Annotated in this window: 21 protein-coding genes; 12 read left to right on the top strand and 9 right to left on the bottom strand. The window is 56.8% G+C overall.

The genetic code is table 11. The annotated features are described in order from the left end of the window. Position 1 precedes the first annotated feature (1 nt). Positions 2–3400 (top strand): efflux RND transporter permease subunit, encoded by a 3399-nt coding sequence (locus BXY66_RS18760; RefSeq protein WP_132861946.1) that lies wholly within the window; start codon positions 2–4, stop codon positions 3398–3400. On the opposite strand, the gene BXY66_RS18755 is transcribed toward BXY66_RS18760, so the two are convergent. Beyond that, positions 3392–4192 (bottom strand): protein-disulfide reductase DsbD domain-containing protein, encoded by an 801-nt coding sequence (locus BXY66_RS18755; protein ID WP_132861945.1) that lies wholly within the window; start codon positions 4190–4192, stop codon positions 3392–3394. The two genes, BXY66_RS18760 and BXY66_RS18755, sit on opposite strands and share 9 nt — an antisense overlap. A gap of 159 nt (positions 4193–4351) precedes the next feature. Here BXY66_RS18755 and BXY66_RS18750 point away from each other — a divergent pair, with 159 nt between their 5' ends. The 4 genes from BXY66_RS18750 to BXY66_RS18735 all read left to right on the top strand — a co-directional run bounded on the left by BXY66_RS18750 (position 4352) and on the right by BXY66_RS18735 (position 6369). Further along, on the top strand, positions 4352–4927 hold the full coding sequence (locus BXY66_RS18750) for a YqgE/AlgH family protein (protein ID WP_132862087.1): 576 nt from the start codon (positions 4352–4354) through the stop codon (positions 4925–4927). Between the two features lie 181 nt (positions 4928–5108). Next, positions 5109–5399 (top strand): 50S ribosomal protein L28, encoded by a 291-nt coding sequence (gene rpmB, locus BXY66_RS18745; RefSeq protein ID WP_132861944.1) that lies wholly within the window; start codon positions 5109–5111, stop codon positions 5397–5399. Between the two features lie 98 nt (positions 5400–5497). Continuing rightward, positions 5498–5848 (top strand): hypothetical protein, encoded by a 351-nt coding sequence (locus tag BXY66_RS18740; protein ID WP_165929250.1) that lies wholly within the window; start codon positions 5498–5500, stop codon positions 5846–5848. A gap of 50 nt (positions 5849–5898) precedes the next feature. Continuing rightward, entirely contained in the window at positions 5899–6369 is a 471-nt protein-coding gene (locus tag BXY66_RS18735; protein WP_132861942.1) for a copper chaperone PCu(A)C, read from the top strand. Between the two features lie 45 nt (positions 6370–6414). Here BXY66_RS18735 and BXY66_RS18730 read toward each other — a convergent pair whose 3' ends face one another. Beyond that, a complete protein-coding gene (locus BXY66_RS18730) occupies positions 6415–7119 on the bottom strand; it encodes an NAD-dependent deacylase (protein ID WP_132861941.1) in 705 nt (234 codons plus the stop codon). 90 nt (positions 7120–7209) lie between these two features. Here BXY66_RS18730 and BXY66_RS18725 point away from each other — a divergent pair, with 90 nt between their 5' ends. Continuing rightward, positions 7210–7653, top strand: coding sequence for a low molecular weight protein-tyrosine-phosphatase (locus BXY66_RS18725; RefSeq protein WP_132861940.1), 444 nt, complete (start codon positions 7210–7212; stop codon positions 7651–7653). 24 nt (positions 7654–7677) lie between these two features. On the opposite strand, the gene BXY66_RS18720 is transcribed toward BXY66_RS18725, so the two are convergent. The 3 genes from BXY66_RS18720 to BXY66_RS18710 all read right to left on the bottom strand — a co-directional run bounded on the left by BXY66_RS18720 (position 7678) and on the right by BXY66_RS18710 (position 9858). Further along, positions 7678–8643: a LysR family transcriptional regulator gene (locus BXY66_RS18720; protein WP_132861939.1), complete on the bottom strand. Its 966-nt coding sequence runs from the start codon at positions 8641–8643 to the stop codon at positions 7678–7680. A gap of 72 nt (positions 8644–8715) precedes the next feature. Continuing rightward, positions 8716–9036 (bottom strand): hypothetical protein, encoded by a 321-nt coding sequence (locus tag BXY66_RS18715; protein ID WP_132861938.1) that lies wholly within the window; start codon positions 9034–9036, stop codon positions 8716–8718. Positions 9037–9189: 153 nt separating this feature from the next. Next, the gene (locus BXY66_RS18710) at positions 9190–9858 is read right to left on the bottom strand and encodes a hypothetical protein (protein WP_132861937.1); all 669 of its coding nucleotides are present in this window, start codon (positions 9856–9858) and stop codon (positions 9190–9192) included. A gap of 114 nt (positions 9859–9972) precedes the next feature. Here BXY66_RS18710 and BXY66_RS18705 point away from each other — a divergent pair, with 114 nt between their 5' ends. Genes BXY66_RS18705 through BXY66_RS18695 form a run of 3 tightly spaced genes read left to right on the top strand, consistent with a single transcriptional unit; the run spans position 9973 to position 11272 of the window. After that, the gene (locus BXY66_RS18705) at positions 9973–10293 is read left to right on the top strand and encodes an antibiotic biosynthesis monooxygenase family protein (RefSeq protein ID WP_132861936.1); all 321 of its coding nucleotides are present in this window, start codon (positions 9973–9975) and stop codon (positions 10291–10293) included. Between the two features lie 18 nt (positions 10294–10311). Then, positions 10312–10719 carry a universal stress protein gene (locus BXY66_RS18700; protein ID WP_132861935.1) on the top strand — a complete coding sequence of 136 codons (408 nt, stop codon included), beginning with the start codon at positions 10312–10314 and terminating at the stop codon, positions 10717–10719. Positions 10720–10777: 58 nt separating this feature from the next. Further along, positions 10778–11272, top strand: coding sequence for a hypothetical protein (locus BXY66_RS18695; RefSeq protein WP_132861934.1), 495 nt, complete (start codon positions 10778–10780; stop codon positions 11270–11272). 115 nt (positions 11273–11387) lie between these two features. Here the strand turns inward: BXY66_RS18695 and BXY66_RS18690 are convergent, their stop codons facing one another. Continuing rightward, complete coding sequence (locus BXY66_RS18690) at positions 11388–11786, bottom strand: VOC family protein (RefSeq protein WP_132861933.1); 399 nt, start codon at positions 11784–11786, stop codon at positions 11388–11390. Between the two features lie 129 nt (positions 11787–11915). Between BXY66_RS18690 and BXY66_RS18685 the strand changes: the two genes are divergently transcribed. Then, complete coding sequence (locus tag BXY66_RS18685) at positions 11916–12188, top strand: TFIIB-type zinc ribbon-containing protein (RefSeq protein ID WP_132861932.1); 273 nt, start codon at positions 11916–11918, stop codon at positions 12186–12188. Between the two features lie 6 nt (positions 12189–12194). On the opposite strand, the gene BXY66_RS18680 is transcribed toward BXY66_RS18685, so the two are convergent. The 3 genes from BXY66_RS18680 to uvrB all read right to left on the bottom strand — a co-directional run bounded on the left by BXY66_RS18680 (position 12195) and on the right by uvrB (position 15723). Continuing rightward, a complete protein-coding gene (locus BXY66_RS18680; RefSeq protein ID WP_207911350.1) occupies positions 12195–12626 on the bottom strand; it encodes a hypothetical protein in 432 nt (143 codons plus the stop codon). 187 nt (positions 12627–12813) lie between these two features. Further along, a complete protein-coding gene (locus tag BXY66_RS18675) occupies positions 12814–13239 on the bottom strand; it encodes a hypothetical protein (RefSeq protein WP_165929249.1) in 426 nt (141 codons plus the stop codon). A 294-nt stretch (positions 13240–13533) separates the two neighbouring features. Beyond that, positions 13534–15723, bottom strand: a complete 2190-nt coding sequence (gene uvrB, locus BXY66_RS18670) for an excinuclease ABC subunit UvrB (protein ID WP_132861930.1) — start codon at positions 15721–15723, stop codon at positions 13534–13536. A 526-nt stretch (positions 15724–16249) separates the two neighbouring features. Between uvrB and BXY66_RS18665 the strand changes: the two genes are divergently transcribed. Both BXY66_RS18665 and BXY66_RS18660 read left to right on the top strand, forming a co-directional pair. Further along, the gene (locus BXY66_RS18665) at positions 16250–16561 is read left to right on the top strand and encodes an ETC complex I subunit (protein WP_132861929.1); all 312 of its coding nucleotides are present in this window, start codon (positions 16250–16252) and stop codon (positions 16559–16561) included. Between the two features lie 436 nt (positions 16562–16997). Beyond that, a complete protein-coding gene (locus tag BXY66_RS18660) occupies positions 16998–18275 on the top strand; it encodes a GAF domain-containing sensor histidine kinase (RefSeq protein ID WP_132861928.1) in 1278 nt (425 codons plus the stop codon). Positions 18276–18296 lie beyond the last annotated feature (21 nt).

Genomic DNA, 18296 nt, shown 5'->3' with positions numbered 1-18296 from the left:
CGTGCGCGCCCTCGGAACCCGCGCGGGCGGCGTGCTGAGCTACTTCACACGGCATGCGACTGCTGCGAATCTTTTGCTGGTGATCCTGATCCTTGCGGGTCTGGCAGCCGCTCCCCGGATGCGGGCGCAGTTTTTTCCTGATGTGATTGTCGAAACTGTGACGGTCACAGTGCAGTGGGAGGGCGCAGGTGCTGAAGACGTAGACAGCGCCATTGTGCAAGTAATGGAACCTGCCTTGCTTGTGGTTGAAGGGGTGGAGAGTACTGCGTCCCGGTCGACCGAAGGAACGGCGCGGATCACTCTGGATTTTGAGCCCGGTTGGGATATGGCGCGGGCGACCGATGATGTTCAGGTCGCCGTCGATGGGGTGACGACTCTGCCGGAGGAAGCGGAAGATCCCACGGTTCGGCGAGGCGCATGGCGTGATCGAGTGACGGATGTCGTGATCACAGGACCGGTGAGCCCGGACCAGCTCGCACGGTATGCCGACGAATTCATAGCCCGCCTATATACCGAAGGTGTCACGCGCACGACGATCCGGGGATTGGCGGAGCGCGAAACAGTGATCGAGGTCTCCTCCGTGGACCTGATCACGCATGACATAACTCTGGCACAAATCGCGGACGCCATCGCCCAGGAGGTCAATGCTGATCCTGCCGGAGACGTGAGCGGTGCCGCGGCACGCGTGCGGACAGGTGTCGAAAAACGCGCTCCCGACGAAATCGCAGGGATCACGTTAAGGTCCAATCCGGACGGCACCAAACTGCTGGTGGAAGATGTGGCCAGCATTCGCGTCGAGGGCGTGGACCGCAATCGAACCTACTTTGTCGGAGAAAACCCGGCGATGTCGATCCGAGTGGATCGTACAAGCTCTGGCGACGCAATTTCCATGCAAGCCAAGGTGGAAGAGGTGGCAGCCCTCGTCCAATCCACCTTGCCGCAGGGTGTGGAGTTGCGACTTATCCGGACGCGGGCAGAGGCGATCACGGGGCGTTTGAACATTCTCATCGACAATGGTGCGATGGGATTGATGCTCGTGGTCGTGCTGCTGTTCTTGTTTTTGAATGCACGCACGGCCTTCTGGGTTGCAGCAGGTATTCCGACAGCGATGCTCGCGGCTGTTGCCCTCATGTATATGGCGGGACTGACGATCAATATGATCTCGCTTTTTGCGCTGATCATCACGTTGGGCATAGTGGTTGACGATGCGATCGTTGTTGGCGAGCACGCGGACGCGCGCGCCAGACGGCTTGGAGAGGGACCCTATGAAGCAGCAGAGAACGCGGCCAGACGCATGTCGATGCCGGTGTTTTCTTCGACCCTGACGACGATCATTGCCTTTTTTGGCCTCACCGTGATTTCAGGACGGTTCGGGGAGCTGATAGCGGACATTCCGTTTACCGTGATCGTGGTGCTGGCCGCGTCGCTGGTGGAGTGCTTCCTGATTTTGCCCAACCACATGGCGCATGCCTTGAAGCATACTGCAAAGGAGCACTGGTACGACGTGCCGAGCCGTGTTGTAAACGTCGGTTTCCGGTGGGTGCGCGAGCGGTTGTTCAGGCCTTTCATGCGCCTGGTGATCTGGGCGCGATATCCGGTTTTGGCGGCAGCCGTTCTGGTGCTGGCCAGTCAAGCGGCTCTGTTTATCAATGGCGATGTGAAATGGAGGTTCTTCAACGCACCCGAACGAGGTTCCGTGACCGGAAATTTTGCAATGCTGCCCACAGCAACACGCGCGGACAGCTTGCTAATGATGCGGGAAATGCAGCGCGCCACAGAAGAGTTGGGAAAAGAATACGAAGAGCGTCACGGCCGCAATCCTCTGGATTATGTCATAGCGGAGATTGGCGGCAACGCAGGGCGTAACTTGCCCGGCGCGGAGTCACTGGACCGCGACTTGTTGGGTTCGATTTCCATCGAATTGATCGATGCAGACTTGCGGCCGTATTCGAGTTTCGCGTTTGTGGCCGAGTTGCAGGACCGTGTGCAGAGACATCCGCTTGCCGAGACAATCAGCTTCCGTGGTTGGCGCTCTGGGCCGGGTGGGGACTCGCTTGATGTCGAATTTTTCGGCGCTGAAGCTGATACGCTAAAGGCCGCTAGTGAAGCCCTTAAGACGGCTTTGGACGAGTTCCCCGAGGTATCAGCGGTGGAGGATAACCTGAGCTACGACAAAGAGGAGCTGATCCTTGAGTTGACAGCACAGGGACGGGCTCTGGGCTTTAGTATCGACACCCTTGGCAGGGTGCTGAGGCACCGCCTGAACGGGATCGAAGCCGCCACCTATCCGGACGGACCACGCAGTGCGGCGATCCGCGTGGAGTTGCCGGAAGGCGAGTTGACAGCCGACTTCCTTGAGGGGTCCCTGATGCGTACACCGCTTGGCGAGTATGTGCCTTTGGCTGATGTTGTGACGGTGCAGAGCCGTACTGGTTTTTCGACGGTGCGACGCGAAAACGGGGTCCGGCTGATCAATGTGACCGGCGACATATCCGAAGACGACCCAGCGCGGGCCGAAGCCATAATGGAGCAGCTGCGCAGTGATATTTTACCCACGATTGCAAGCGAAAAGCAGATCGAATGGCGATTGTCCGGTCTTGCCGAACAGGAGAACGATTTCCTGAACGATGCGCGCACCGGACTGATCCTGTGTCTTGCGGGAATCTACCTTGTTCTGGCATGGGTCTTTTCGAGTTGGACGCGTCCGATGGTGGTTATGGCGATCATTCCCTTCGGTCTGGTTGGCACGATTTACGGCCACTACATGCACGATGTTCCGCTCAGCATGTTCACGGTAATCGGTCTGCTGGGCATGACGGGCATCATCATAAACGACTCGATTGTCCTGGTGACAACGATTGACGACTACGCGCAGGACCGCGGTCTTATTCCGTCGATTATTGATGGTGCGGCCGACCGATTGCGGCCTGTGTTCCTGACCACTGCGACAACAGTTTTGGGTTTGGCCCCGCTTTTGTTTGAGCGGTCTCAACAGGCGCAGTTCCTCAAGCCCACGGTGATTACACTGGTCTACGGGCTCGGTTTTGGAATGATTTTGGTGCTGATCGTAGTACCCGCCCTGATCGCGATGCAGTCCGACGTGGGGCGTCAGATGGCGGCTTTGCGTCGCGGCTCTGCCGCACCGGGCGTGCGCCCTGTCGTGATCATGGCAGGAACGGCTATTGCCGGCTGGCTGGTGGCGACGCTTGGATGGGTCGTTGCCTTTGGATCGGTCTTGCCGGCGATGGTGCAAGTGTTCCCCGCTCTGATCGGGGTAACCTCGCCAATCGCGGCATTGGGTGTATTCATTGCGGGCGCATTCTTAGTTGCCGTTTCGGCATTTGCGCTCGGCGCGGCCGGCATCGCGTTGAAGCGACGGTCTGCAGCTTCCTCAGCCTGAGCAGCCCTGAATATCAACGGCGCGCTTTGATCCCAACACGGTTATGCGTACGGCTGAGCGGTCGAGCATGAAGGGAATCTCCTCTACATGCATCATCTCGGTTTCGGCGATTAAAGTGTTGCCCTGCCGGGTCGTCGTGCCTTCGGCAATCCAGATATACGGATCGCCAGCCTCAATGACCGCGATTTCGTTGCCCCCCATGTGAGGCATGGCAATCGTTGCGGTTAGACGCAGTCCATCTTGTGTGGGCGCGACCTTGCAGCTGACCGAGCCAACGTTTGCCTCGGATGCAGAGACCGGTTGATCGATCATCGCCGCAGCAATGCGCGCGTCTCGTTCTCCCAGAGGAGGCAATTCGGCCTTCACTTTGAGGGTTTGAGGAACGCAAATGTCGCGACAAACGCCAATCTCCAACTGCGCCTTAACCGTCATGGGTTTGTCGCTGGACTGCGGGGCGATCTGCACCGGTAAAACGACCTCGTTGGAATACCCGATGGAGCGCATGCCATTCTGGTCAAAAACTTCCGGAGTGGGCCAGGTCAGATCAACAGTCCCCAAATTTCGCGACCCGCGCCATGTAATTCTCGGAGGGATGCCAGCATCTCCGGGTGCCCGCCAATACGTTTTCCACCCCGGGTTTAGTGTGATCCGAAGCGCAGCCGTATGGCTGCCGTCAGCGTTTCGCCAGCCGGGAAGTACTTCGGCCTGCACAACGCGGTCATAGGACTGCGCGAGCGCGGCAGAGGTCATCAGGGCGAAAGAGAAAACGGTGGTCAGGGCAGTACGTGTCATGAGGCAGAGATGGGGCATCGTGCGATCAAAGCCAATACACATGTTGGCGAGAAATCGCGCGAGTTCTGAAACATAGGGCTCGCCCTTGCTTCACAGCGAGAAGAGTCACATGTTGGAACGACGACAGCCAAATAGTCATAAGGACGGCCCTTGCAAGACATACCTGATACCCCTGAAAGCCTTGATCTTACCGGAAGGTTGCTGATCGCGATGCCGGGTATGGGGGATCCACGGTTTGCGCATTCCGTTGTGTTTCTATGTGCGCATTCCGAAGACGGTGCCATGGGGTTGATCGTGAACAAGGCGATCGATGGCATGCACTTGTCGGCGTTGCTGGAGCAACTGGAAATAGCGCTGGCGCGACCGGAACTGGACAGCACACTGTACTATGGCGGGCCGGTTGAAGGCGGGCGCGGCTTCGTACTTCACTCTCCCGATTACATTTCCGACCTGAATACCCTGACAGTTGGCGACGACTTCTCGATGACCTCGACGCAGGACGTCCTCGAGGCTATTGCAACAGGCGCGGGCCCTTTGCGCAGTCTGATGGCGCTTGGTTACTCGGGGTGGGGGCCGGGCCAGTTAGAGCGTGAAATCGGCGAGAACGGTTGGCTGACTTGCGAGGCTACGACCGATCTTGTTTTTGATCTGCCAAACGCGGACAAATGGGCCGAGGCGTTGCGTTCCTTGGGGGTTGATCCGGTGAGCCTGTCGGCCACAGCGGGGCGGGCTTAGGGTAAGGCACTATCCAGGTCTCCTTTTTTCGCCCATCGTGTGATGGATTGCCCTGAATCACTTGACGCCCCTCTCAAACAGGCCTAAAGACGCCGAACGAAATTCCGGGCGCAGCCTTGGCGGCGCCCATTTGCATTGTCGGGGTCACTGTCCCCGTAGACCGAAAAACGAGGATGTACCCATGTCGCGCCGTTGCGAACTGACCGGAAAAGGCCCGATGACTGGCAACAATGTCAGCCACGCCAACAACAAAACCAAGCGTCGCTTCCTGCCGAACCTGAACGACGTGACCCTGCAGTCCGAAACTCTGGGCCGTGGCTTCAAGCTGCGCATCTCGGCTGCTGCGTTGCGTTCGGTTGATCACCGCGGTGGTCTGGATGCGTATCTGGCAAAAGCCAAAGATGTTGAGCTGTCTGCAAACGCTCTGAAGATCAAAAAAGACATCGCAAAGGCTCAGGCTGCAAACGCCTAATCCTTTTTGATTTCAAATGATTGGTCGGCCTCGCCTTTTGGTGGGGCCGCTTTCATTTGTCGCGTTGTTTTTCCTGCGGTGGCTTGTATACCTTCGTCATGACATCCCGCTTGCGCGCATTATTCTCCTCGCTGATTGTTATGGCCCTTGTTCTGACAGGGCACTCCATGGCTGTGGCGCGTGGCATGCCGGGCGTTGCGGGCTATGTGGAATATTGCATTGGCCACACGCCAGTGATGGTTGCCGTGGATGCCGAAGGCAATCCGACTGGAGAGAGCCATATCTGCCCCGAGTTCAGCCTCAGTCTGTTGAACTTGGTTGCGGAAGAGACCGCACAAATTGTTGCCCCTCAAGGGCGTGCGCATCGACTCGTCGTCACTGAGCCTGACGTTGCTCACTTGATTCGAATTTTGAAGGGCGCTGCGCGGGCGCCGCCTGTTCGGACTTAAGTTACGAAAAAACAAACTTATGTTCAGAATGACCGGACAGGAGAAACCAAATGTCCTTCAAATTGCTCTCACTCGCTGCCATTGCGGCCGCATCCGTTGCCATGCCGGCTTTTGCAGAAATCAGCATCAATGATCCCTATGCGCGGGTTGCAAACCCCAAAGCCAAGAACGCGGGTGCGTTTATGGTTATAGCCAATTCCGGTGATGAAGATGATCGCCTGCTGTCTGTGAAATCCGAAGTGGCGGCGCGCACCGAATTGCACACCCACAAGGAAACCGGCGACGGTGTGATGAAAATGATGGAAGTCGAAGAAGGCTTTGTCATTCCGGCAGGTGGCGAACATGGCCTTGTGCGTGGCGGCGATCATGTGATGTTCATGGGCCTGGGCACCGGGTTGGCGCACGGTGACACTGTTCCCGTCACTTTTGTTTTTGAGAAAGCAGGCGAGATTGTTGTCGAAATCCCAGTCGATCTTGAACGCAAGCCGATGCATGGCAAGACGCAAAAACACGATCATTAGGATCACCTGATAGTCTTGGCTGGGCCGTTCCTAAGTGGAGCGGCCTTACTGTTTTGTGCGGGCGAGTTCGTCGTTGACCCATTCCGGAACGGTTTGCGTCGCGGGCCCAAAACGTGTCTCAGCAAAGCGCGAAGCACGCGCGGATGGCTCGAGGTTCAATTCGATTGTGTGCGCACCATATCGGTCAGCTTCGGCAACGAAGTTCGCAGCCGGATACACTTCACCGGATGTACCAATTGAGACAAAGAGATCGGCTTTGGATAGCGCCTCGCCAATTACATCCATGCCGTAAGGGATTTCTCCGAACCAGACGACATCAGGGCGCGTGGCCGCGGCGTTGCAGCGGGGACATAGATCATCCGATGCCATCAGCGCAGGCGCCGGCCAGCGGTGATGGCAGGCATTGCACAATGCGCTGTTAAGGGCTCCATGCATATGGAGCACGTTCTTGCTTCCTGCGGCTTCGTGCAGGCTGTCCACGTTTTGAGTTACAATGAGAATCTCGCCTGTATAGTCGGCTTCCAGTCTCGCCAGCGCTTCGTGCGCTGCATTTGGCTCGGCTTCAGCAGCATTGGCGCGGCGGGCGTTATAAAAGTCCATCACGAGATTGGGATTGCGGGCAAACCCCTCTGGCGTAGCAACGTCGTTCAGATCGTATTTTGTCCAGAGGCCGTCGACGTCGCGGAACGTGCCCAAACCGCTTTCGGCGCTGATTCCAGCGCCTGTCAGGATAACGATTCTACCGTTCATATTTCATCCGGATGCTGAGGGGTTTGAGCATCTGTCTGGGGGAAGCTATCGTCATTTACGGAGTCTCTGGTCTTGGAACGTGAGAATACAATGGCGCAAAAAATCCTGTTTGTCTGTCTTGGAAATATCTGTCGGTCTCCGGCGGCTGAGGGCGTGTTTCGTGACATGGTTCCAGAGGCAGAAACGGACAGTGCGGGGACAGGGGGCTGGCACGTCGGAGAGCCACCCTATGGGCCGATGCAAGAAGCGGCTCGAGCCCGCGGATATGACCTCTCGGACTTGCGGGCGCGTAAGTTTAAGGCTCAAGATTTTGACAGATACGATTTGATAGTCGGGATGGATGAAGACAACCTGAGCAACATGGAGCGATTGCGTCCGGCGGGAAATGACACGCCTGTTCGATTGTTCACGGACTATGCGCCAGACGCGGGAGCCGATGCGGTACCAGATCCGTATTATACGCGTGATTTTGACGGGGCTTTGAGCCTGATTGAGGCGTGCGCAAAGGGGTTGCGCGATAGCTTGCGGATTTAGATTTTTCGAAACTGCACTGTTCAGTCAATTCTCTAGAATTCGAAACTCGCCGCGCAGCCAGGGAAACCGTTCGATGCCCGGAGAGATCATGTGCTGGTCAATCAGGCGTCGCAGCGTCTCGGCCATGTCTCGCGGAACAGTGTCAGCCCAATCCGCGCTTGCCAACAAAGAGATGTTGCGCGCAAAGGGTGCCAGGGGAAGCGGGTGCGCGTCGAGTTTTTCATGGAACCGAGCAGCGCGGAGAAAACCCAATGGTGTCGTGATCGCCCAGCCTATCCCGCGGGACACCATCGCGATCAGAGATGGGTTTGAAGCGATTTCGAACCGGTTTGGCGGTACAAAATCCACCTTCTTCAGATGGGCCTCGATTTGTCGGGAAATTAGTTGGTCGCGGCCATAACGCAGCATTGGCAAGTCGTTGAGAACGGGGCGCGGGTCAGCGCCGTCCGGTACCAGACCGGCAGGAGTGACGAGGATGAACGGATCGCGTGCCAACGGATATTCTGTAATCCCATCATAGACTTCTCCGGTTGAGGCCGTGACACCTAGGTGCAGTTCACGGTCACGGAGTGCGGCGGTAATTTCATGGCTGGGGGCTGTGGTGAGGCGGAACTGGCACCGTGTCATGGATTCCGCCAAGCCGGTTACCAGCCGCGGTGTGAGATCATTGTCGAAATCATCGATAATGCCCAAGGACAGCTGAGTAAGGTGGGTGAGGTCCATCACAGCCAACTCGGAATGTGCAAGGCGGAGTTGCGTCAGCACTGCCGAGGTGCGCGCAAGGTAAGCGCGCCCAGCCGGCGTCAATTGCATCGGTCGTTTGGTGTGATCGACGAGATCCGCACCCAGCGCGTTTTCCAAGTTTTTGATTTGTTGGCTTACGGCGGGTTGTGACAGACCCGTGGCCTCGGCAGCCTGCGCCACCGAGCCGGAAGCGGCCAAGGCTTCAAAAACCTCAAGACCGCGAATAGTCACGCCTTTGATCAACATTGATTGCGCTCCGCCAGATTTATCTTTTGTGAATACAGCGGAAGGCTCAGGTCAAGCGAAGAATTGGGGAGTTCAGCGCAAATGCCCGCAAGATGCCGTAACGGTCGTGCCAAAATCCTTGTAGCGCAGCCAGAACTTTTCGTGGCTTCGGTTGTCCGACTGGCGGATTTCCTGCGCTTTATGTGGGTCCTCAAAGAAGCTGGCGGCCAGCTTTTGATCCGAGCGCGAAAGGCTGCTGTTTGCCACCTTCTGGATACAGCGGCACATCGAGCGGGTCGCACCGGTACGTTCGGATTTCATGCACGCGCGCGAGATGGTGCTTGCTTCCGCCGGGGCAGGCATGGAAACGGCTAAAAAAGCGCCCGCTATTGCGGAGCTGATAAGCGACTTCATTCGTGCATCTCCTCCGGGGAGTCCCGGTCTCTGCCTCTAACCTCATTGGCGTGCGCCTGCTTTTGCAGTGTCAATTTACGCCGATGCTGGCCGCATTATGCGTGAGTTGCAGGCGGGTTTCAATTGCGGTGGTTGGGCGCAGGTGTGAGCCAATCAAAACGACATCCAGACTCCGAATTTCACTTTCGTTTTCTGTTCCTTTGACAGGATTACGCCGCCGATTAGATGGAAGCTGTCGCTGACCTGCACGGCGGCGGACGGCGTTATACTGCTGAAGGCGGGGCGGCCGGTTTCCTGCTCGTATGTGGCTTGCAAAAAGGTTTTGAAGGCATCGGTCCACGATAGGCCTGCAGTCGCTTCGATCTTGAAAATTGTTGTTTCCAGAAAGGGGATGTGGGCGGCAGAGCCATCAAGTGTCAGCCAGCCTGGCTTGTTAACTACCTCGAGGCCGCGTCCCCATGTGAGGGCTGGACGGATGGCGAACCCGTGCCCGCGCGCCGAGCTTTGATATCCAACGCCGAGTTCGATGGCAGCTCTTGAGCTGCGCCCAGAAAAAAATGGGCGGCGCAAAAAAGCATAAGATTTTTGGTAGCCGAGTCCGTCGGCTCCGCTGTCCAGGCCAAGGGTCCATTCGCGGGGCAGGCCGCGCTCGAAATATAGTGCGCCATAAACCTGATTGACCGCTGTGGCGCTGGTGGGGGCTTCGACAGTAATGCTTGTAAACTGCTCGCCCGGCGCGCGGGGCCAGGGACCAGCCCGGAGCACCGGAGCGAGCGCGAGAAATACCATTAACGAATACAACATGAACATCTCGCTGTTCATAATTTGACTTATAGGGTGAACAAAAAGTTAACGCCACCCGCATAGCGGGTATGGAATTCATGTAGCCAGCAGGGCGGCGCGTGGTCTACTCTGGGGACAGCCAGGGAGGATGACATGCCTACGATTGCCAAGGATGCCCAACTTCAGACCGTGATCACGACCTTTGAGATGACGCCCGGCACCTGTCAGGATTTGATGGACGCGCTGACAGACGCCTATGACAGTTTTATCTCGAAACAACAGGGGTTTATCGCAGCGGGATTGCATGTAAATGATGCGCAAACGCGCATCGCAAATTATTCCCAGTGGGAGCGACGCGAAGATTTTCAGGCGATGTTGCGAACCGAAGAAATGCGCGAGCGCAACCGCAAGATAAATCAGCTGTGCCGGAGTTTTGAACCGGTGATGTACGAGGTCGCAGCGGCCTTTGATTAAGCGCAGAGAAGGGGCGTGATGTATCAGCATATCCTTGTGCCGGTGTCGTTTGACGAGGACCATAATACCACGGGCGCGGTCGCCGTTGCGCAATTGCTGGCTCCGGAGGGCGTGCATGTCACATTGCTGCATGTGATGCAGCAGGTTCCAAAATACGCCGCCAATTACATTCCCGAGGGTTTCCAGGATGAAGCGCGGCAAGCAATCGAAGACAGTCTGGCCAGTTTGGGAGCGGACCTTGCGGAAGCAGAAGGTGTGGTGATCGAAGGGCCAGTGGGAAAGAGTATTCTGAAGTGGGGCGAAGCGCATGATGTGGACTGCATCATTGTCGCGTCTCAAAAACCGAGCGTGCAGGACGTCTTGCTTGGCAGCACGGCGACACATGTGGCGCGCCACGCGCGTTGCGCCGTCCATTTGGTGCGCTGATTGGTTGTGTCCGGAAACAGTTTGGGCCATGTTGCCCAAAGCTTTTGGAGTTAAGTGTATGCGGGCGTTCAAAAATTTAACTTTGGCGATACTGGCAATCGCGGCTGGTTCTGCGGCGCGGGCCGAGCAGGGCGACATGGGATTCTCCAACAGCCAGACCGAACGCACCGTTTCCACGTTTCTGAGCGGCATTGAAGGCTGTGCCGAGGCGCCTCCTGTTTACCGAGTCGACTGCTTCCAGCAGGCGTATGCAGGCACTGTACGGGTGATTTCAAATGCGTCTGCCTATTGGGAAGCGGAAGTGGCTCTGACGCGCATAAACCGCAATCTCTATAGTTTTGTGCGCGCGAACACCGACAAGTCTTTGGGGCGGGAACGCTACAATTTCCGGGTTCGCGCCGTTACCGAAGCTGCCTTGCCAGAAGCGCAAGCGCTGTATGCGCAAAGCGTGGATCAGGCCGTTGCCATCATGCGGGGTGGAAATTCCGCGGAGGTAAAGTACTTCAAGCCGCTTGCCGATGCGGTAGAAGCCTCCCGCGACGGGCTGCAATAAGCAGGTAACAGGCCCGTCGTTTCAGTATTTCGGGGGTCTGCAGAACATCGGCAACACGTCGGTATTACGTCGGTGCAGTTCAGGTGGGGTCATGGGGTCCACATTGGGCGGGACGTTATCGGGACAGACCTGCTGCTTCGAGTTCGTCGATGTGAAAGTCCACATGCAGGTGGTTTCCATCCGGATCATGGATATTAACCTGCACGATGGGCACCCCCGGCGGGAACCCAAGATAGTGGTCTACGCCGCGGGTTTTGAGTTTGGCCATGAAAGCGGCAAGATCCGTCGCGCGGAAGGCCGCATGTTCCAAAGCAAGGTCGCCTTCGGTTTGTGGATTACCTTCCACACCAACCAGATGGACGACGGCAGTATCGCCGAGATAGAGCCAAGCCCCCGGAAAGTCGAAGTCCGCCCTCGGTCCGTTGGTCATGTCGAGCACGTCTTCGTAGAAGGCGATCATGGCTTCAAGGTTGGTGGTGCGGATATTGGCGTGGTCTAGGCTGTGAACTGGCATGGGCAAACGGTATCCGGTAGCGCTAACAGCGGTCAAGCATCTTTGTACTGACGCAAATGTTATTCCGCGTGGGGGGGCAAGTCTCGCGGGCGTGACTATCTGCATTGCAGGATAACACAGGAGAGATTGATGAAATGTCCGGTTGATGGTGCGACGCTGGTGATTGCGGATCGCAACGGTGTCGAGATTGATTATTGCCCGACCTGCCGCGGTGTCTGGCTTGATCGCGGGGAACTGGACAAGATCATCGAGCGTGCCGCGGCGTATGCGCCTCCGCCGCCCCCGCAGAGCTATGAACGCAGCCCAGAGTCGCATGGTCGTGACTATGATCCGCGTTATGACGGCAAAAAGCGCAAGAAGAAAAAGATGAGCGGATTTCTCGACGACATCTTTGATTTCTGACCAAACTCAAGACACTTGAGCAGAGGCGCAGTCGCGAAACTTCTGCACTTCCTGAGCCGCGTCGGTGAGGTCGATGGCCTCACCGTCTGTTTGCGTTCCCGCAAGGGCCATGGCGTTGAATTGCAGCCCGTCCAACACATTGGAGAAGCCGCTGTCGGCGACGTTGAGGGTCTGGCCATCGTCGCTGAGCGCGTGTTTGTCGGTGGAGATGGTGATCTCGTTCGGGCCGACGAAGCGGATGGCGAACCAAGGATCTTCTGGCCAAGTGGCATCTTTGCGGGTGATCGCGAGGGTGTAGAGCGGTTTCGTGGGGTCGTAGGTCAGATGGACATGCGCTGTGTCGGTCTCATGGGTGAGGATGCAGATGTCGGCGAGGGTGGCCTCCCACGCGGCGGCGGGGGAGGTGAGGAGGAGGAAGGGGATGAGGAGGGTGCGCATTGGGAGAGGGTAGGATGGGGAGACGGGGTGTGTCGATATGGGGGAGATCACAAAAGCATGATGCTTTGCATCATGCCGCGCCCGACCTCCCCATCGCACCGAAGGTGCGCCGCTTTTTGAATGGCACGCATTTGGCGCGACGGGAGAGCGCGTTCGCTTCCTCCCTAAGTCGGGCGCAACGGTGAAACTAAAGCGCGAGGAAGATGGCCCCAGCCTGAGCCCCACCAAAAAATGCGAACACCAGAAAGGCAAAGACAAATGCGCGTTTCATTGATGCACCTGCCTTCTTTAGCGCTCTATAGTTTTCATCAATTCGCAGATCGTTCTCTTGGGCCTGAGATGAAAGAGCGAGGAACAATTCATCTCCATCGTCGATGTGTCCTTCCCAATCTCTCCACCAATGACCGCGGATATGGAAGTCTCTTGGCAAACAAGACGCAGCAGCCATGAAGCTGGCAGCAACAAATCCTCCGGCTGAAATATACGCGAAAGTTGGGGCAGGCGCCGTACCACCTAGAGTTACCAAAAGAGATGAAACAGCGGCCAAAGTCCCTGCCAAAGCCATGGCTCTTTGATCGGCCGAAGTCGCTAGGTGGTTAGTGTCCTCAATCATCAATTCCGATTGTCGGAGTGCTTCCTTGGCTATATCAAGTCGTGTATCGTCCGTCATGAATACAGCTATAGGAAGAAAATGGCGAAGAGACCAGCACCACCGCCGACAAGGGGAAATAGAGGTTCCGGATCTATGAACAAGGAAACCGGAGTAGGGCCAGCACCCAAACCAAAGCCGCCTTCGCCAAAGAAACCTCCAAAGAAATAATTGACTAGGCCCGGAATCAAGGCCGCAGGCCGCAAAGCCAGCACCGGCCCTTCTTGACCGGTCCGGCGTTGGCCCTTGGGGTGTGGACTACCGCCCCCGCCGCTTCCCATTGCCACCACGCTGCCCGGCCCGTCCTGCGGTTGACCGGCCGCGTGAGTTGACCGCCTTCTCGGCTGCCGCTTCCACTGCATATTGTCGCGCCATGGGGTCGTCGGCGACGGCCAGGTCCACCGCTTCCAGACGTTTGACCTCGTCGCGCAGGCGGGCGGCTTCTTCGAATTCGAGGTTCTCGGCGGCCTTGCGCATGTCTTCGCGCAGGCCATCCAGCACCGCTTCGAGGTTACCGCCGTGTAGGGGTTTTTCGATCTTGGCGGTGACGCGGGATTGATCCGTGTCGCCTTGGTACAGGCCGGCGAGCACGTCTTCGACGTTCTTTTTGACCGTTTCCGGTGTGATGCCGTGCTCTTCGTTATAGGCCATCTGTTTGGCACGTCGGCGGTTGGTTTCGTTCAGTGCGCGCTCCATCGAGCCCGTAATCCTGTCGGCGTACATGATGACGCGGCCTTCGGCGTTGCGCGCGGCGCGGCCGATGGTTTGCACGAGGCTGGTTTCCGAACGCAGGAAGCCTTCTTTGTCGGCATCCAGAATGGCGACGAGGCCGCATTCGGGAATATCCAGTCCCTCGCGCAGCAGGTTGATGCCGACGAGCACGTCAAAGGCACCCAGGCGCAGGTCGCGCAGGATTTCAATGCGTTCAAGGGTGTCGATGTCGGAGTGCATGTAGCGCACCTTGATGCCCTGTTCGTGCAGGTATTCGGTGAGGTCTTCGGCCATGCGTTTGGTGAGGGTTGTGACCAGCGTGCGGAAACCGTCGGCGGACACCTTGCGGATTTCATCGAGCAGGTCGTCGACCTGCATTTCGACAGGACGAATTTCGACTTCGGGGTCCAGAAGGCCGGTGGGGCGGATGACCTGTTCCGCAAAGACGCCACCGGATTGGTCGAGCTCCCATGCGCTTGGGGTAGCAGAGACAAAGACCGACTGCGGGCGCATAGCGTCCCATTCCTCGAATTTCAGTGGGCGGTTGTCCATACAGGAAGGAAGCCGGAAACCGTGTTCTGCAAGGGTGAACTTGCGTCGGTAGTCGCCACGGTACATGCCGCCGATTTGCGGTACGGACACATGGGATTCATCCGCGAATACGATGGCGTTGTCCGGGATAAACTCAAACAGAGTGGGCGGCGGCTCTCCCGGTGCCCGACCGGTCAGATAGCGAGAATAGTTTTCGATCCCGTTGCAGAAACCCTGCGCCTCCAGCATCTCAAGATCGAAGTTGGTGCGCTGTTCCAGACGTTGAGCCTCAAGCAGCTTGCCTTCGTCCACCAGCTGATCAAGGCGCTGGCGGAGTTCCTTCTTGATCTCGACAATGGCCTGATTGAGCGTGGGCTTGGGCGTCACATAGTGGCTGTTTGCATAGACGCGGATCTGTTCAAAGGTGTCCGTCTTTTCGCCGGTCAGCGGATCGAATTCCGTGATGTTTTCCAACTCTTCGCCAAAGAACGAAAGCTTCCAGGCGCGGTCTTCAAGGTGGGCCGGGAAGATCTCGAGGCTGTCTCCGCGGACGCGGAAAGAGCCGCGCTGGAAGGCTTGATCGTTGCGCCGGTATTGCAATGCGACAAGGTCTGCAATGACAGCCCGCTGATCGTATTCGCCGCCCGCTTTCAGATCGAGTGTCATGGCGGAATAGGTCTCAACCGATCCGATACCGTAAATGCAGCTCACAGACGCAACAATGATCACGTCGTCACGCTCCAGAAGCGCGCGGGTTGCCGAATGGCGCATCCGGTCGATCTGTTCGTTGATCTGGCTTTCTTTTTCTATGTAGGTGTCGGAACGCGGCACATAGGCTTCGGGCTGATAGTAGTCATAGAAACTCACAAAATACTCGACCGAGTTCTCCGGAAAGAACCCCTTCATTTCGCCATAAAGCTGAGCGGCGAGCGTTTTGTTCGGCGCGAGAATAATGGCGGGTCGCTGGGTCTCCTCGATGATTTTGGCCATCGTGAACGTTTTGCCGGTACCTGTTGCGCCCAGCAGAACCTGATTGCGTTCACCGTCTGTCACACCCTGCGAGAGTTCCGCAATTGCTGTCGGTTGGTCCCCTGCAGGCTCAAATTCAGTATGCATGACGATGCGACGGCCGCCTTCGAGCTTGGGGCGGCTTTTCGGGTCCGCAGGGGCGGCGCTCATGAGAGGAGCCTCAACAGAATGGGCCATGCACAGATTCCTTTCGTTGGGCGTTAGTTTGATCTCTTTTTGTTCTTGTTCAAGGGGATTCGGGCCGCGCGATGACATTGATATTTCAAAAGACTGTGTTGGGCATGCTGCATGGCGGCAGAAAGTCATTTGCAAGCGCAGAAAGGGAGAGGCACTGAAGAAGACCAAAATGGTGTCTGTGCGGGATAGAGGAAGGCGTCTTTGGGATTGGTTGCGACATTTTGGTAGGAAATATCGCTCATTGCAGTAATTTCAGGAAATTTTTCCTGTCTTCCGTGAAATATTTGATATGTCGCACTTGCCAAATAATGAGGGGAGATCGTAAGCTAAATTCCAGCAAGCAGCCGACATGTTTGCCTCGATAGGCCACATTACACCCCTCGCTCCCCGTGGTTGGTTCGGCGCAAGAGGCTGCTTGCAAGCTTTCCAAGAAAATTCGATGCGGCACCGTGCATGTTGCGGCAACTCGGCTCTTGCCGGAACTGGGGGAATCCGTGATAAAGCGAGGCAGCCAAGGAGTTAGCTGATGATTGCGCGTATCTATCAACCCGCCCGCACCGCAATGTCGTCGGGTGTTGCGAAAACCAAAGACTGGATTCTTGAGTATGGTCCGTCTGAGGCGCGTGAGATCGACCCTTTGATGGGGTGGACTGGATCTGGCGATACGCAAAGCCAAGTGCAGTTGCGGTTTGACAGCAAAGAAGCGGCTTTGGCTTACGCGGAAGAGCATGGCATTCAGGCGCAAGTCAGTGAACCACACAAGCGCAAAGCCAATATCCGGCAGGGTGGGTACGGCGAGAACTTTGCCACGAACCGCCGTGGACCTTGGACGCACTAACGTTGTTGTAAATCGCTGAACGTCCTCAAACCTTCCTTTGGGTATCCGAGGCGGTGTTTCCGGACATTGCATGTTCCAGATTCTCCAAGCCGTTTTAGCCGTTGGCGAAACCGCGGGTGGAACTGAAGCCATTTCAGGCCATTTAGTCCGCACGTGCGTTTCAAGTCGTCCTGGCGACATCCGTTGTTGATCATGAGGTGCCCAAGCGGGCGGAGAAACGATCAGGTCGTTTTGCGACGGTTGTCTGCTGCTTGATAGGATTGTCAGCAGGCGTTTGCGGGAACCCGCAGAAAGCTTGCGCCTTTGACACTTTCGCAGGCGCTTGCCTTGCCGTGAAGTGACATGGTGCATGGTTTTTTGGTGGAGTCATTCCAAGTCGCGCCGTGCATGCCGATGAGAAATATCGTTTGAAATCAAGCTAGGGCGAGGTGCCAGATTGAATGGGTTGCCGGAGTATGATGAACTGCCGGCACGGGTTGAAAGGGTGTTGGCGGCGATGCCGAATTCCGAAGAAGCGTTGGCGTGTTTCCTTGCCATTGCGAAGGCAATAGCGGGGCCGACTGACTACGAGTTGGTATTGGAAAACTTTGCCGACGGGTTGCGAACACTAATACCGCACGACCACCTCGATATCGTACTGTTGCATCCGTCAGGTACGCAGATTTGCTATGAAGCGCGCCTGCACACCACTTGGAGCCACGCGCACAATCCAGCGAAACCTACCGAAACAAGCCCTATACGCGCTGTTTTGCGGGGAGAGTTGCCCTACATCCTGACTGATGATGCATGGGAAGACGACCGCTTTCATTTCGAAGGAGCGGACAGCAAACCGCTTTTCGATGCCAATTTGCGGAGCAGGATCATCGTGCCGATGCGTGTGCAAGGCGAAATCATCGGATCGTTGGCGATATCCAGCCACAAGGTGAATTATTACGATGCGGATCTGGCGGGCTTGACGCAGGGGGCAGCGGACCTGGTTTCGGCCTATCTCTTTGCGCTGGAACGGGGCAAGGAAGCGCGAGACGCAGCGGTGGCCGAAAGCGAAGCCAAGGGGCGGGAAAAGGCGCTGCGCATGGGCGCGCTTCAACTGACGGAAGGTATGGAGCGCGAAAGGCAACGTCTGGGTATGGATCTTCACGACCAGACTCTTGCGGACCTTGCGAGGATTAAGCGGCGTATGTCCAGGTTGGAAGCGGATAAGCAACTCTCGACGCAGGAACTTGCGCTGCTGCAAGACGATCTGGATCACTGCCTGGCCGATGTACGCCACATTGTCGAAGCTATGAAGCCGGGCGTTTTGCAGTTGTTCGGATTTTCTGAGGCGGTGGATGCCCATCTTGAACGCTGCATGAAACACAGTCGCCGTAGCCTTGTCTGGGATGTTGAGGATAGGACCGGAGGGAAAGTGGACAAGCTTCCTGAAACAGTTCGCACAGCGGTGTATCGGATCGTGCAAGAGGCGGTGAACAATGCCTTGAAGCATGCAGATTGTGCGAAGATTTCAGTCACTGTTTCGACACGTGAAAAGTCGATTGATGTATGTGTTGACGACGACGGAAACGGGATCAGCGAGGACGCTGTGAAGTCTGCCAGCGGGATCAATAATATCCGCACTCGGGCTGAACTGATTTCTGCGACGGTCAATTTTGAGAACCGGCACGACGATGCGGGCACGCGTGTGACAATTTCGGTGCCATATGCCGCGGCTTCCTGAAACCCAACGGCTCTTTCGGGG

Origin of the sequence: Shimia isoporae (assembly GCF_004346865.1) — a bacterium.
Taxonomy (GTDB): Bacteria; Pseudomonadota; Alphaproteobacteria; order Rhodobacterales; family Rhodobacteraceae; genus Shimia; species Shimia isoporae.
This window is presented reverse-complemented; position numbering and strand designations above follow the sequence as displayed.

Excerpts from the sequence above, each read along its gene's own strand:
- BXY66_RS18695 (WP_132861934.1), top strand. The coding sequence starts at position 10,778 with ATGCGGGCGTTCAAAAATTTAACTTTGGCGATACTGGCAATCGCGGCT.
- uvrB (WP_132861930.1), bottom strand. The coding sequence starts at position 15,723 with ATGGCCCATTCTGTTGAGGCTCCTCTCATGAGCGCCGCCCCTGCGGAC.
- rpmB (WP_132861944.1), top strand. The coding sequence starts at position 5,109 with ATGTCGCGCCGTTGCGAACTGACCGGAAAAGGCCCGATGACTGGCAAC.
- BXY66_RS18700 (WP_132861935.1), top strand. The coding sequence starts at position 10,312 with ATGTATCAGCATATCCTTGTGCCGGTGTCGTTTGACGAGGACCATAAT.
- BXY66_RS18720 (WP_132861939.1), bottom strand. The coding sequence starts at position 8,643 with ATGTTGATCAAAGGCGTGACTATTCGCGGTCTTGAGGTTTTTGAAGCC.
- BXY66_RS18675 (WP_165929249.1), bottom strand. The coding sequence starts at position 13,239 with ATGATTGAGGACACTAACCACCTAGCGACTTCGGCCGATCAAAGAGCC.
- BXY66_RS18690 (WP_132861933.1), bottom strand. The coding sequence starts at position 11,786 with ATGCCAGTTCACAGCCTAGACCACGCCAATATCCGCACCACCAACCTT.
- BXY66_RS18705 (WP_132861936.1), top strand. The coding sequence starts at position 9,973 with ATGCCTACGATTGCCAAGGATGCCCAACTTCAGACCGTGATCACGACC.
- BXY66_RS18740 (WP_165929250.1), top strand. The coding sequence starts at position 5,498 with ATGACATCCCGCTTGCGCGCATTATTCTCCTCGCTGATTGTTATGGCC.
- BXY66_RS18680 (WP_207911350.1), bottom strand. The coding sequence starts at position 12,626 with ATGCGCACCCTCCTCATCCCCTTCCTCCTCCTCACCTCCCCCGCCGCC.
- BXY66_RS18715 (WP_132861938.1), bottom strand. The coding sequence starts at position 9,036 with ATGAAGTCGCTTATCAGCTCCGCAATAGCGGGCGCTTTTTTAGCCGTT.
- BXY66_RS18755 (WP_132861945.1), bottom strand. The coding sequence starts at position 4,192 with ATGACACGTACTGCCCTGACCACCGTTTTCTCTTTCGCCCTGATGACC.
- BXY66_RS18735 (WP_132861942.1), top strand. The coding sequence starts at position 5,899 with ATGTCCTTCAAATTGCTCTCACTCGCTGCCATTGCGGCCGCATCCGTT.
- BXY66_RS18730 (WP_132861941.1), bottom strand. The coding sequence starts at position 7,119 with ATGAACGGTAGAATCGTTATCCTGACAGGCGCTGGAATCAGCGCCGAA.
- BXY66_RS18725 (WP_132861940.1), top strand. The coding sequence starts at position 7,210 with ATGGCGCAAAAAATCCTGTTTGTCTGTCTTGGAAATATCTGTCGGTCT.
- BXY66_RS18665 (WP_132861929.1), top strand. The coding sequence starts at position 16,250 with ATGATTGCGCGTATCTATCAACCCGCCCGCACCGCAATGTCGTCGGGT.
- BXY66_RS18685 (WP_132861932.1), top strand. The coding sequence starts at position 11,916 with ATGAAATGTCCGGTTGATGGTGCGACGCTGGTGATTGCGGATCGCAAC.
- BXY66_RS18710 (WP_132861937.1), bottom strand. The coding sequence starts at position 9,858 with ATGAACAGCGAGATGTTCATGTTGTATTCGTTAATGGTATTTCTCGCG.